The organism is Pantoea sp. UBA7232 (genome assembly GCF_002473195.1).
GTDB lineage: Bacteria > Pseudomonadota > Gammaproteobacteria > Enterobacterales > Enterobacteriaceae > Pantoea > Pantoea eucrina.
Map to the genome: position 1 here is coordinate 596,243 of NZ_DKTK01000006.1, position 12,232 is coordinate 608,474.

The following is a 12,232-nucleotide window of genomic DNA, read 5'->3' on the forward strand; positions in this document are numbered from 1 at the left end:
ATCCTCTATTGGGTTTTATCACGGAGCAGTAGCTGACTGATCGCCACCAGCAGCAGCGACAGCAGCAGCAGGATCGTCGCCAGCGCGTTCACCTCGGGTGAAACACCAACTTTCACCATGGAGTAGATCTTCAGCGGCAGGATTTCGAAACCCGGCCCGGTAACGAATGATGAGACCACCACATCATCCATAGAGAGGGTAAAACTCAGCAGCCAGCCCGCTGCCACGGCCGGCATCGCCAGCGGCAGCAGAATTTTACGCAGAATCGTTACTTCACTGGCACCGAGATCTTTTGCCGCCTCCAGCATGCGCACATCAAACCCTTTCAGCCGCGAGTAAACGGTGATCACCACAAAAGGCAGGCAGAAGGTGATATGCGAAAACAGCAGCGACCAGAAGCCGAGCGAGATCCCCAGCAGCATAAACAGCACCAGCAGGGAGATCGCCATAACAATATCCGGCGACATCATCACCACAAACAGCATCCCGCTGACAAAGGGTTTACCGCGAAAACGGTAGCGGTAGAGCGCAACAGCCGTAAGCGCGCCAATCAGCGTGGCGCAGGTTGCGGAGATCACACCCATGACAAGTGAGTGCTGCGCTGCCTGAATCAGACTGTCGTTGTTCAGCAGCAGCTGATACCAGCGCGTGCTTAATCCCTGCCAGTTAATGCCAAAGCGCGAGGCGTTGAAGGAGTTCACGATCAGGATAATCATCGGAATATAGAACCAGGCATAGATTGCGGCCATAAAGCCGCCGCGTAGCAGACGCGCTATCATGAGAGATCCATCCGGTTATTCAGCAGCCGCGCCGCCCGCCAGTAAAACAGCAGCATAATGCCCATTAGCAGCGTCATCACCACGCTGGTGGCTGCGCCAGAGGGCCAGTCGCGAATGTTCAGGAACTGGCTTTTGATAATATTTCCGATCAGCAGATTTCTGGCGCCGCCCATAAGGTCGGCAACGTAAAACATGCCCATCGCCGGGATAAATACCAGCAGGCAGCCCGCGACAATGCCGGGCAGGGTCAGCGGCAGAATAATGCGTACAAACGTCTGCAGCTTACTGGCACCGAGATCGCGCGCCGCTTCAAGATACGATCGGTCGAGCTTCTCCAGACTGGAGTAAAGCGGCAGCACCATAAACGGCAGCAGGATATAGATTAATCCCAGAATCACCGCTTCAGAGGTGAACATGATGCGAAAAGGTTTATCTGTTACGCCGAGCCAGAGCAGAAAGTCGTTCAGCCAGCCGCGGGTGCTGAGAAAGATCTTCAGCCCATAGATGCGGATCAGCGAGTTGGTCCAGAAGGGGACAATCAGCAAAAACAGCATCAGCGGACGCAGCCGCGGCGAGAGGCGGGTCAGGCACCAGGCAAACGGATAGCCCAGCAGCAGACAGCACAGGGTGGCGATAAACGCCATATTCAGTGAATGCAGCAGCACGCTGGCATAGAGCGGGTCGAGCAGGCGGCGGTAGTTATCAAAGGTCAGTACCATGCTGACAAAGTGCGCATCATCGCGCGTCAGAAAGCTGGTGACGATAATCATCAGATTGGGCAGCAGCACAAACAGCGTCAGCCAGCTGACAATCAGGGCAACAATCGCTTTCTGCAGACGATTACGCATCAGTTTCATAGGGCAGTACCACCTCCCAGTCCGGCACCCAGCGGATGGCCATTTTTTGATTCAGCGAGTGGTCAAAATCGGGGTCATCTTCGTTGAAGAATTCACTGACCGTCAGCAGCTTGCCGTTCTCCAGCTCCACCGAGGACTCCAGGGTCATGCCTTTATAGCTGCGGTCGCGAACAAAACCGGTCAGATACTCGCTGCGGCTGTCATGAGCAATCTCTTCAACGCGCAGATCTTCCGGGCGCAGCAGCACGTGCAGTTTATCACCGGGCGCTACCGGAAACGGGCAGTGCAGATCGCAGGCGATGCCTTCAACGCGCGCGCGGATGGTGGGCGCGCGGTCGCACGCGATCACCTCGGCGTCAAAGACGTTGATTTCACCGATAAAACGCGCCACAAACAGGTTGCCCGGCTCTTCATAAATTTCACGCGGCGTGCCATCCTGCTCAATGCGACCGTCGCGCATCACCACGATACGATCTGACATAGAGAGCGCCTCTTCCTGATCGTGGGTGACAAAAACAAAGGTGATGCCCAGTTTGCGCTGCAGCGCTTTCAGCTCGTTCTGCATCTGACGACGCAGCTTATAATCCAGCGCCGAGAGAGACTCATCCAGCAGCAGGACTTTTGGCTGGTTAACCACGGCGCGGGCGATAGCGACCCGCTGCTGCTGTCCCCCTGAAAGCTGATGCGGGCGCCGGTCGGCGAAACTCTCCAGCTGCACCATGGCCAGCGCTTCATTAACGCGCTGAACGATCTCACCGGCGGGGCGCTTCTGCATGCGCAGACCGAATGCGACGTTCTCAAACACGGACATATGCGGAAACAGCGCGTAGCTCTGAAACACAGTATTGATATGACGCTGCTCGGCGGGCGTATCGGTAATATCGCTGCCATCCAGCGTGATGCGGCCGCTGTCGGTGGTTTCCAGGCCGGCAAGCAGGCGCAGAATGGTGGTTTTCCCGCAGCCTGACGGGCCCAGCAGAGTAATAAACTCTCCGTGTCCGATATGCAGGTTGAAATCAGAGATGATGGTTTTCCCATCGAAAGCTTTACTGATGCCAGAAAGCGTAACCAGCGCCTGTTGTGCGCATGTTTGCGTCATTTTAGTCACTCAGTCTGAAGGGATCAGGATAGCGGCTCGCTGCCGGCGACAGCGAGCCGTAGTGAAGGCGGGATAATACCTGAAAATTTATCTAATGCCATAATTTACCGCTGAATTACCTGGAAAAGAGGGCAAACTACCGAACTGTGCGTGACAGGCCAGCCGGCAATAATTTACCTGGTACACGCTATGGCAGGCAGGCTAACCTAAAGAAGAGTGATATCGCGCAACACGGCGGGCAGCTGCCGCCGCAATAATAACACCGGCTTAAACAGGGGGGATAACGGATGGAACAGTTACTGGAACGCTTTCTGCGCTACGTAGCGATAGAGACGCAGGCTAAACCGCAGGCGCGGCAGGTGCCGAGCAGTGAGGGGCAGTGGATCCTGGCGCGTCAGCTGCAGGAAGAGCTGATTGCACTGGGCTTTGTCGATGTATCGCTGAGCGACCACTGCTGCGTAATGGGCACGCTGCCGGCCAACGTCGACTGGCCAGTGCCGGTTATCGGCTTTATTTCTCATATGGATACCTCGCCCGACTACACGGCGAAAAACGTCAATCCACAGATCGTGGAGAACTATCGCGGCGGCGACATTGCGCTGGGTAATGGGGATGAAGTGCTGTCGCCGGTGATGTTCCCGGTGCTGCATAAGCTGACCGGACATACGTTGATCACGACCGACGGCAAAACGCTGCTGGGTGCGGATGATAAAGCGGGCATTGCGGAGATTATGACGGCGATGGCGGAGCTGGCAAAGGGTGACGTGCCGCACGGCGCTATCCGGGTTGCCTTTACGCCGGATGAGGAGATCGGCCGCGGCACGTCGCACTTCGACGTGGAAGGGTTTGCGGCTGACTGGGCTTACACCATGGATGGCAGCGGTCTCGGCGAGTTTGAGTTTGAGAACTTCAACGCCGCAACTGCGATGGTCTATATCACCGGGAATAACGTTCATCCCGGCAGCGCAAAGAATGTCATGGTGAATGCGCTGGATCTGGCGATGCGCTTCCACGCCGAGCTGCCTGCTCAGGAGAAGCCGCAGTTTACCGACGGCTACGAAGGCTTTTTCCATCTGCACTCTATCAAAGGCACGGTGGAGCACGCTGAGCTGATGTATCTGATCCGCGATTTTGATGCAGACAGCTATGAACAGCGCAAACAGCTGCTGGAGAACATCGGACAGCGGGTGGGCAAAGGGCTGCAGAGCGAATGTTCGGTTAAAGTCGAGATTAGCGACAGCTATCGCAATATGCGCGAAAAAGTGGAGCCGCATCCGCATATTATTGAGCTGGCGCTGCAGGCGATGCGCGACTGCGGCATTGAGCCTGACGTGAAGCCGATTCGCGGCGGCACTGACGGTTCCGCGCTGTCGTGGAAAGGGCTGCCCTGTCCGAATATCTTTACCGGTGGCTATAACTACCACGGCAAACATGAGTTTGCCTCACTGAATGTGATGCAAAAAGCGACAGAAGTGATTGTGCGGCTCTCTGCGCTGGCGGCAGAAAAGCGGACATAACGCAGAAGAGCGCCTCTCCCGGAAGCGGGAGAGGCGCATGGTTTTAATCAGCGAAGAACCAGTAGCCGCTGTTTACCAGACCAGCCAGCTGCGCCAGCAGTGACGGGTCATCCAGCGCGTCACCAAAATCTGCCAGAGCAAGTTCATGCTGGTGCGCCAGCGCGGCCAGTACCTGCGGATGCTGGCTGGTGATCTGCTCGCCATTAACATAGACGGCATCACCCAGCGTCAGTACGCGCAGGCCGCCAAGCCGCGTCAGCGTGTCACCCTGCTGCAGCGCATCGTAAATCTCATCCGGCTGATACGGCGGCTCCGGTGGCGCCACGTCCAGCTCATGGCGCGACTGCGAAATAAATTCGCCAAACCACTGGCTGAACTGCTCCGGCTGGTTGATCACATCCAGCATAACCTGACGAATGCCTTCAACTTCAGAAGGCAGGATCTGCGACGGGCAGCTGCGTGAAGGTACTTCCGGATCGCTGTAGCGATAGCTGCCCAGCTCATGAGCCAGCATATAATCAGCAAAGCCGCTGATCAGCTCGCGGCCATTTGGCGCCCGGAACCCGACTGAATAGTTGAGCGCATTTTCCAGCGAGTAGCCCTCGTGCGGGAAGCCCGGCGGAATGTAGAGAATATCGCCCGGCTCCAGCTCTTCATCGATAATGGCGTCAAACGGCGCAACCTGCAGCAAATCGGGATGCGGGCAGTGCTGTTTCATCGGGACCTTTTCACCCACGCGCCAGCGCCGGCGGCCGGTACCCTGAATGATAAAGACATCATACTGGTCGAAATGCGGACCCACGCCGCCGCCCGGGACTGAAAACGAGATCATCAGATCGTCGATGCGCCAGTCGGGCAGAAAGCGGAACGGGCGCATCAGGGCAGCAGAGCCCTCATGCCAGTGGTTAACCGCCTGAACCAGCAGCGACCAGTTGCTTTCACCCAGATGGTCATAGCTCTCAAACGGGCCGTGGCTGACCTGCCATTTGTCGTTATGGTGGCTGACGAGGCGGCTGTCCACCTCATTTTCCATCGCCAGTCCCGCCAGCTCATCCGGCGAGAGGGGATCCACGAAATTTTTGAAGCCGCGCTTAAGCACGACCGGGCGTTTCTGCCAGTAGCGCTGAATAAAGTCGGTCTGGTTGATATCGAGCTGATAATCCATACGAAGCGTTCCGGTTGGAGCAATAATTGCTGGCAAGTATAACAGTCCGCAGCCGGTTCTACTCGCGGTGATGTGTAACTTCCTGCCGCCTGAACACCACTTCCATGCGCGTGCCGCCCAGCGGGCTGGCAGAGGCGCTGACGGTTCCGGCATACTGTTCAAGAATATCCCGCACCACCGCCAGCCCCAGCCCCTGTCCCGGCCGCAGCGTATCGGCCCGCTGGCCGCGGACAAAAATCAGATCGCGCTTGCTTTCAGGAATACCCGGCCCGTCATCGTCGATAAACAGATGCAGCGCCTGGTCAGTCTGGCGCGTGCTGACTTCAATAAATTCCAGGCAATATTTACAGGCGTTATCGAGTACATTGCCGAGCACTTCCATAAAATCGTTCTGATCGCCGACAAACACCAGCTCGGGGGGAATGTCGAGCGTGATCTCCACGCCCTTGCGCTGGTAAACCTTGTTGAGCGCAGAGCAGAGGCTGTCGAGCAGGGCGGAAACCGAGTGAAAATCACGCTGCAGCGGATTGTGATCGGCCTGCATGCTGGCGCGATGCAGATAGTAACCTGTCTGCTGTGAAATACGGCTGATCTGCTCCAGCATCACCGGCTCCGCCTGTTCGATGGTGAGCGATTTGCCGTTGCGCAGTGAGCGCAGCGTACTCTGCAGCACCGCCAGCGGTGTTTTCAGGCTGTGGGTTAAATCAGAGAGGGTGGTGCGATAGCGGGTATAGCGCTGACGCTCGTTGGTCAGCAGCAGGTTGAGGTTGCGCACCAGGCTTTTCAGCTCCTGTGGCGGATTGTCGCCCAGGTTTTCCCGCTGGCCAGTCTCCAGCTCGCGCACCTGCGCGGTAAGATCGCCAATCGGGCGCAGGCTCCAGTGAGCGGCCAGCCAGAGCAGCGGGATCACCAGCAGCAGGTTAGCCGCCAGCACATAGCTGAACCATGACCAGACTACGTCTGAGTGCTGCAGCTCTTGCGGGATGGAATCCACCACCACAATGGTCATCGCCGGCAGGTTGACTGTCGCATCGTAGCGATTCACCGCAACCGAATGGGTAAAGGTGTCGTTACTGTTGCTGTCCAGCGCGTGCAGCTGCTGCTGCGCCTGAATGTTATCGCCTAATGCCGTCAGGCTGGTGCGGTTGCTGGTGTCAATTTCATAAAAGTCAGGCTTCAGCAGCCACTCGGGCTGAATTTTTTCCCGGATCTCCGGCACGTCGCGCTGCTGCCACAGCAGCTTGCCGCGCTCATCGTAGATAAAGACCAGCGTCGGGAAATTCAGCGTCATGCGCTCCGGCTGCGCGATGGTGAGTTTGTTATCCTGCCACTGCGCCAGAGTGAAAAAGAGGTTACTTTCACCGCGCAGCACGCGGTAGGTATTTTTATCGAAACTCACGACATAGCCGATAACCGCGACCATGCCATAGGAGAGAGAGATAAACAGGACCACGGCGGCGGTCGCCAGCAGAAAGCGGGTACGGAGCGAGAGCGGGCGCAGCTGGCGAAACCAGTTCATGGCGTCAGAGATCGAAACGGTAGCCCTGACCGCGTACCGTGTTGATCACTTCGGTCGGATGCAGTGCCAGGATTTTCTTGCGCAGGCGGCCCATCAGCACATCGATGGTATGGCTTTCGCGCAGTTCAGCGTCAGGATAGAGCTGCAGCATCAGCGAATCTTTGCTGACCACTTTACCCGCGTTGCGGATCAGCGTTTCCGCAATCGTATATTCAAATGCTGTCAGCTTCACCGGCACGTCGTTCACCGCCAGCTCGCGACGTGACAGGTCGACCTGAAACGGCGGCAGGGAGATGATCTGCGATGCGTGGCCACTATTGCGGCGCATCAGCGCCTGCAGGCGGGCAGCAACCTCCTCAATATGAAAAGGCTTGGTAACGTAGTCGTCCGCGCCGGCTTCCAGGGCTTCAACTTTTGCCTGCCAGCCTTCGCGTGCGGTCAGTACCAGGATCGGCTGGCGCACCGCGTCGCTACGCCAGCGGCGAATCAGCGACATGCCATCTTCGTCGGGCAGGCCAAGATCAACCAGCGCAATGTCAGGCAGATGTTCCTGAAGAAAGTAGTCAGCTTCTTTCGCATCTTCAGCGGCATCAACCTGATGCCCCATATCACGCAGCTGAACGGCGAGATGGTGGCGCAGCAGAGCATTATCTTCCACAACCAGAACACGCATACTTTTTCCTTACCTGCAAACTCAGTGATAATAAAGTGAGTATACGTGAAGGGAGCTAAACCAGAGAACAACGCAACAGGCGCGCGGTGCGCGCCTGTGCAGGCGGAATTACTTCAGGTCATCGACCATTTGCACCGCGCGGCCCAGATAGTTAGCCGGGGTCATCTGCTTCAGACGCACTTTCTCCTCTTCCGGCAGCGCCAGGCTGTCGATAAAGGCCTGCATGCCCGCCGCGTCCACGCGCTTGCCGCGCGTCAGCTCTTTAAGCTTTTCGTAAGGTTTTTCAATCCCGTAACGGCGCATCACGGTCTGAATCGGCTCGGCAAGCACTTCCCAGTTGTGATCCAGCTCATCCAGCAGGCGATCGCGATTCACCTCCAGTTTTGAGATGCCCTTCAGCGTGGACTGATAGGCAATCAGCGCATAGCCGACGCCGACGCCGAGGTTGCGCAGAACGGTTGAGTCGGTGAGATCGCGCTGCCAGCGTGACACCGGGAGCTTGCTGGCGAGGTGCTGCAGTACCGCGTTTGCCAGGCCTAAATTGCCCTCAGAGTTTTCAAAGTCGATAGGGTTGACCTTGTGCGGCATCGTTGAGGAGCCAATTTCGCCCGCGATGGTTTTCTGTTTGAAGTGGTTCAGCGCAACGTAGCCCCAGATATCGCGATCAAAATCGATCAGGATAGTGTTGAAACGCGCGATACAGTCAAACAGCTCTGCAATGTAGTCGTGCGGCTCAATCTGCGTGGTGTAGGGGTTCCAGGTAATGCCAAGCGAGGTGACAAACTCTTCGCTGATCTGATGCCAGTCCGCTTCCGGATAAGCAGCGATGTGCGCGTTGTAGTTGCCGACGGCGCCGTTGATTTTGCCCAGCACCTCAATGTTGCCCAGCTGACGCAGCTGCCGCTCCATGCGGTAGGCGACGTTGGCCATCTCTTTGCCCATGGTTGAAGGGGTAGCGGGCTGGCCGTGCGTACGGGAGAGCAGCGGAATATCGCGATACTCCTGCGCCAGTCCCTTCACCGCAGCGATGATTTTCTGCCAGTAGGGCGTGATAACGTCGCGGCGTGCGGTTTCCAGCATCAGCGCATGGGAGAGGTTATTGATATCTTCAGAGGTGCAGGCGAAGTGGATAAACTCAGAGACCGCCTGCAGCGCAGGCACATCAGCCACTTTCTCTTTCAGAAAGTATTCAACCGCTTTGACATCGTGATTCGTAGTGCGCTCTATGGTTTTGATGCGTGCAGCGTCAGTTTCATCAAAATTGCTGACAATCGCGTCAAGGAAAGCGTTTGCGTCACCATCAAATGCAGGAACTTCCCTGATCTCTGCGGTCGCAGCCAGTTTCTGTAACCAGCGAACTTCCACTTCCACGCGGAATTTCAGTAAACCAAACTCACTGAAAATGGCGCGCAGCGGGCTGACTTTATCGCCGTAACGGCCATCAACGGGTGAGACGGCGGTCAGAGAGGATAATTCCATCAGTGCAACTCCTGAAACGTTAACAGATGAGGGCAGGGCGGCGTTTAATACGCCGGACCCAGCCGGGATAAAATAGCTTTGGCTTCATTCAGCAGGCGCTGACGCGAAAACATCAGCTGCAGGCGGCCACCGCCACACTGCTGCCAGAGCACCGCTGAACGGATCCCCGCCAGCAGCGCCGCGCGTACTTTGTTCTGTACCTGAGTATTTTGCAGCACCTGCGGTGAGCCGGTAACCTGAATGCGCGGGCCCAGCGGGCTGATGATATCGACATAGATGCCCGCCATGGCGCTGGTAATGGTGTCAGATTCGGGACCGTAGTGCGCCAGCTGACGATCGAGCTGGCCGATACGCTGTGCCAGCGCCGCCAGCGCGGTTTTGTTGCCGCTGAGCTTGCGCTCCAGCACCATCAGACCCAGCGTGTAGCGCGTCACTTCCGCACTGGCACCCTGACGGCTGCCGCTGTTCAGCACTGCCATCAAGGTCTCCAGACCGGTGCGCAGATTGGCTTCGTCATTACCATACACCGCCAGCGTGGAGGCGGGATTGAGATCAAGCAGGCTGCGTATGGATACCTGCAGCGCCGCGCTGTCGCACTGGCCCTGATGCGCCAGCTGCTGCGTCAGCTGTGCAGCCTGGCAAATGCCCGCCAGCGCCAGCGTAATATCATAAAAATTTTTAGCCACGCTCTACTCCTGCAGAAAAATCAGCGGCGCCGTTTTACGCCTCAGGCAGCGGCAGACGCTGCTCAATAATACCGCCACCGAGACAGACGTCATCCAGATAGAACACCGCAGACTGGCCCGGCGTCACCGCCGCAACCGCTTCATCGAAACGCACCTCGATGCGATCGTCGCCAAGCGGCAGGATTTCACACGGGATGTCACTCTGGCGGTAGCGGGTTTTAACCGTGCAGCGCAGCGGGGAGGTCACCGGCTGACGATCGACCCAGTGCAGCTGCTGGGCAATCAGGCCCACAGACATCAGGCGCGGATGGTCGCCGCCCTGGGCGACAATCAGCCGGTTACGTGCGACATCTTTGTCCACCACGTACCAGGGATCGTCATTGCTCTCTTTGCGGCCGCCAATGCCCAGACCTTTGCGCTGACCGAGCGTATGGTACATCAGCCCCTGATGCTCACCGACAATTTCACCCTCGACCGTCTCAATTTCGCCCGGTTGCGCAGGCAGGTAACGGCCGAGGAAATCGCGAAACTTGCGCTCGCCGATAAAGCAGATGCCGGTAGAATCTTTTTTCTTTGCGGTAATCAGATCCAGCTCTTCGGCAATGCGGCGCACTTCCGGCTTCTCCAGTTCACCGACCGGAAACAGGCTCTGGGCGATCTGCTGGTGGCTCAGGGTGTAGAGGAAATAGCTCTGATCTTTATTGCCATCGAGTCCGCGCAGCAGCTGGCTTTTGCCCGCCACGTCGGCCCGACGCACATAGTGGCCGGTCGCGATATAATCTGCGCCGAGGTCTTCAGCAGCGAACTCAAGAAAGGCTTTAAATTTGATCTCTTTATTGCAGAGAATATCGGGATTAGGCGTGCGCCCCGCCTTATATTCGTCGAGAAAATGCTCGAACACATTGTCCCAGTACTCAGCGGCAAAATTAATTTTGTGCAGTTTTATGCCAAGCTTGTCACACACGGCTTGTGCATCAGCCAGATCGTCTGCGGCGGTGCAATACTCCTCGCCGTCATCCTCCTCCCAGTTCTTCATGAACAGGCCTTCAACCTGGTAGCCCTGCTGCTGCAGTAGCCACGCGGAAACGGAAGAATCGACGCCGCCGGACATTCCGACGATTACTTTTTTCTGGCTGTTGTCAGACATGACGCACTCTTGATTACAGTAAAACAGGCGGCGCATTCTATCATGGAGTCACGGTATGCGCACCCTTGTGAAACGGCCAGTTAAACGGCGCCACCAGCTGTAGCGGGTAGCGCACGCCCTGTTGCCACAGCCGCACGCTCTCCGCGACCAGCGGCGAACGTAGCTGATCGGACGTAAGAATTTGCTCGGGTGTTAGCCACCAGCAGCAATCGATATCGCTGTCGAGCGGCGTGGTCACGCACGGTGCTGGCAGATCAACACCAAAGAGAAACCGCACAAAAGGTGTATTATCCGGCGCAATCCACTGCTGCACGCCAAGAAAATAGTGCAGCTCTGCGTGGATGCCGGTCTCTTCATACAGCTCGCGCAGCGCCGCTTCCTGCAGCGTCTCATCCGCTTCGAGATGGCCCGCTGGCTGATTCCAGGTCACGCGTCCGGCGACACGCTCCTCAACCACCAGCAGTTTACCCTGCGCCTGTACCAGACAGGCGACGGTTACATGAGGTTTAAACATCGTTCGCTCGCTCTGATTAACCTGCGGTTATTGAAACTCAGCGCTGATATCGCGCCATTCGCCGGGAGCAAGCCCGTTAAGCTGATGCTCTCCCAGCGCAAAGCGAATCAGGCGCAGGGTCGGGAAACCGATATGCGCCGTCATGCGTCGTACCTGCCGGTTGCGCCCTTCATACAGGGTGATTTTCAGCCAGCTGGTGGGGATGGTTTTGCGTTCGCGCACTGGTGGCGTGCGCGGCCATAGCCACTCCGGCTCGCTGACCGCTTCGATACCCGCCGGCAGCGTTATGCCGTCGTTAAGCTCAACGCCGCTGCGCAGCCGGGATAAATCTGATTCCTGCGGCACACCCTCGACCTGAACAAAGTAAATTTTCCCCGTGCGCCTGCCGGGCTGAGTAAGCTGCGCCTGCAGCGCGCCATCGTTGGTCAGCAGCATCAGCCCCTCACTGTCGCGATCCAGACGGCCTGCCGCGTAGACGTCGCTGACCGGAATAAAATCTTTCAGCGTGCGGCGCCCGGCGTCGTCGCTGAATTGCGGCAGCACATCAAAGGGTTTGTTAAATAAAATCACGCGGCGCGGGCCGACGGGGCGTGCCGGGCGGCGCGCAGCGTGGCGTGACGCCGCGGTGCGTTTAGGTGGGTGAATTTTCTGAGATGTTTTTCGCATGAGCTTTGCAGTAAGTAACAATCGGCGCATTATAACGCGAAATTACGGTGATTGGCGTAGGGGAAATATTCAAGTAGTATTGACCCGCATCTTACAAATCATTAACAAAAAATCGCTCGAAGGAGAGGTTA

Annotated in this window: 12 protein-coding genes; 1 reads left to right on the forward strand and 11 read right to left on the reverse strand. The window is 57.2% G+C overall.

What is annotated here, in order from left to right; translation table 11 throughout:
- Positions 1-5: 5 nt before the first annotated feature.
- Genes potC through potA form a run of 3 tightly spaced genes read right to left on the reverse strand, consistent with a single transcriptional unit; the run spans position 6 to position 2,735 of the window.
- Positions 6-779 carry a spermidine/putrescine ABC transporter permease PotC gene (potC, locus tag B4056_RS06205; RefSeq protein WP_288654123.1) on the reverse strand — a complete coding sequence of 258 codons (774 nt, stop codon included), beginning with the start codon at positions 777-779 and terminating at the stop codon, positions 6-8.
- Positions 776-1,627: a spermidine/putrescine ABC transporter permease PotB gene (gene potB / locus B4056_RS06210; protein WP_190289145.1), complete on the reverse strand. Its 852-nt coding sequence runs from the start codon at positions 1,625-1,627 to the stop codon at positions 776-778. The genes potC and potB overlap by 4 nt, the downstream gene beginning before the upstream one ends.
- Positions 1,620-2,735 (reverse strand): spermidine/putrescine ABC transporter ATP-binding protein PotA, encoded by a 1,116-nt coding sequence (gene potA, locus B4056_RS06215; RefSeq protein WP_039383885.1) that lies wholly within the window; start codon positions 2,733-2,735, stop codon positions 1,620-1,622. Before potA ends, potB begins: the two co-directional genes overlap by 8 nt.
- Positions 2,736-3,022: 287 nt before the next feature.
- Between potA and pepT the strand changes: the two genes are divergently transcribed.
- A complete protein-coding gene (pepT, locus tag B4056_RS06220) occupies positions 3,023-4,252 on the forward strand; it encodes a peptidase T (RefSeq protein ID WP_039383887.1) in 1,230 nt (409 codons plus the stop codon).
- Positions 4,253-4,295: 43 nt separating this feature from the next.
- On the opposite strand, the gene B4056_RS06225 is transcribed toward pepT, so the two are convergent.
- The 8 genes from B4056_RS06225 to rluE form a co-directional block, all read right to left on the reverse strand.
- The gene (locus B4056_RS06225; RefSeq protein ID WP_094112135.1) at positions 4,296-5,417 is read right to left on the reverse strand and encodes a cupin domain-containing protein; all 1,122 of its coding nucleotides are present in this window, start codon (positions 5,415-5,417) and stop codon (positions 4,296-4,298) included.
- A 58-nt stretch (positions 5,418-5,475) separates the two neighbouring features.
- Positions 5,476-6,936, reverse strand: coding sequence for a two-component system sensor histidine kinase PhoQ (gene phoQ / locus B4056_RS06230; protein ID WP_071668747.1), 1,461 nt, complete (start codon positions 6,934-6,936; stop codon positions 5,476-5,478).
- A 4-nt stretch (positions 6,937-6,940) separates the two neighbouring features.
- On the reverse strand, positions 6,941-7,609 hold the full coding sequence (phoP, locus tag B4056_RS06235) for a two-component system response regulator PhoP (RefSeq protein ID WP_039383893.1): 669 nt from the start codon (positions 7,607-7,609) through the stop codon (positions 6,941-6,943).
- A 108-nt stretch (positions 7,610-7,717) separates the two neighbouring features.
- A complete protein-coding gene (gene purB, locus B4056_RS06240) occupies positions 7,718-9,088 on the reverse strand; it encodes an adenylosuccinate lyase (RefSeq protein WP_094112136.1) in 1,371 nt (456 codons plus the stop codon).
- Between the two features lie 44 nt (positions 9,089-9,132).
- Positions 9,133-9,774, reverse strand: a complete 642-nt coding sequence (hflD, locus tag B4056_RS06245) for a high frequency lysogenization protein HflD (RefSeq protein WP_094112137.1) — start codon at positions 9,772-9,774, stop codon at positions 9,133-9,135.
- Positions 9,775-9,808: 34 nt separating this feature from the next.
- Entirely contained in the window at positions 9,809-10,921 is a 1,113-nt protein-coding gene (gene mnmA / locus B4056_RS06250) for a tRNA 2-thiouridine(34) synthase MnmA (RefSeq protein ID WP_039385800.1), read from the reverse strand.
- Between the two features lie 40 nt (positions 10,922-10,961).
- Positions 10,962-11,435: an NUDIX domain-containing protein gene (locus B4056_RS06255; protein ID WP_039383899.1), complete on the reverse strand. Its 474-nt coding sequence runs from the start codon at positions 11,433-11,435 to the stop codon at positions 10,962-10,964.
- Positions 11,436-11,462: 27 nt separating this feature from the next.
- Positions 11,463-12,101 carry a 23S rRNA pseudouridine(2457) synthase RluE gene (rluE, locus tag B4056_RS06260; RefSeq protein ID WP_370513548.1) on the reverse strand — a complete coding sequence of 213 codons (639 nt, stop codon included), beginning with the start codon at positions 12,099-12,101 and terminating at the stop codon, positions 11,463-11,465.
- Positions 12,102-12,232 lie beyond the last annotated feature (131 nt).

Bases quoted from the DNA above. Each gene is read 5' to 3' on its own strand.
- potC (WP_288654123.1), bottom strand. From the start codon at position 779: ATGATAGCGCGTCTGCTACGCGGCGGCTTTATGGCCGCAATCTATGCC.
- potB (WP_190289145.1), bottom strand. From the start codon at position 1,627: ATGCGTAATCGTCTGCAGAAAGCGATTGTTGCCCTGATTGTCAGCTGG.
- potA (WP_039383885.1), bottom strand. From the start codon at position 2,735: ATGACGCAAACATGCGCACAACAGGCGCTGGTTACGCTTTCTGGCATC.
- pepT (WP_039383887.1), top strand. From the start codon at position 3,023: ATGGAACAGTTACTGGAACGCTTTCTGCGCTACGTAGCGATAGAGACG.
- B4056_RS06225 (WP_094112135.1), bottom strand. From the start codon at position 5,417: ATGGATTATCAGCTCGATATCAACCAGACCGACTTTATTCAGCGCTAC.
- phoQ (WP_071668747.1), bottom strand. From the start codon at position 6,936: ATGAACTGGTTTCGCCAGCTGCGCCCGCTCTCGCTCCGTACCCGCTTT.
- phoP (WP_039383893.1), bottom strand. From the start codon at position 7,609: ATGCGTGTTCTGGTTGTGGAAGATAATGCTCTGCTGCGCCACCATCTC.
- purB (WP_094112136.1), bottom strand. From the start codon at position 9,088: ATGGAATTATCCTCTCTGACCGCCGTCTCACCCGTTGATGGCCGTTAC.
- mnmA (WP_039385800.1), bottom strand. From the start codon at position 10,921: ATGTCTGACAACAGCCAGAAAAAAGTAATCGTCGGAATGTCCGGCGGC.
- B4056_RS06255 (WP_039383899.1), bottom strand. From the start codon at position 11,435: ATGTTTAAACCTCATGTAACCGTCGCCTGTCTGGTACAGGCGCAGGGT.
- rluE (WP_370513548.1), bottom strand. From the start codon at position 12,101: ATGCGAAAAACATCTCAGAAAATTCACCCACCTAAACGCACCGCGGCG.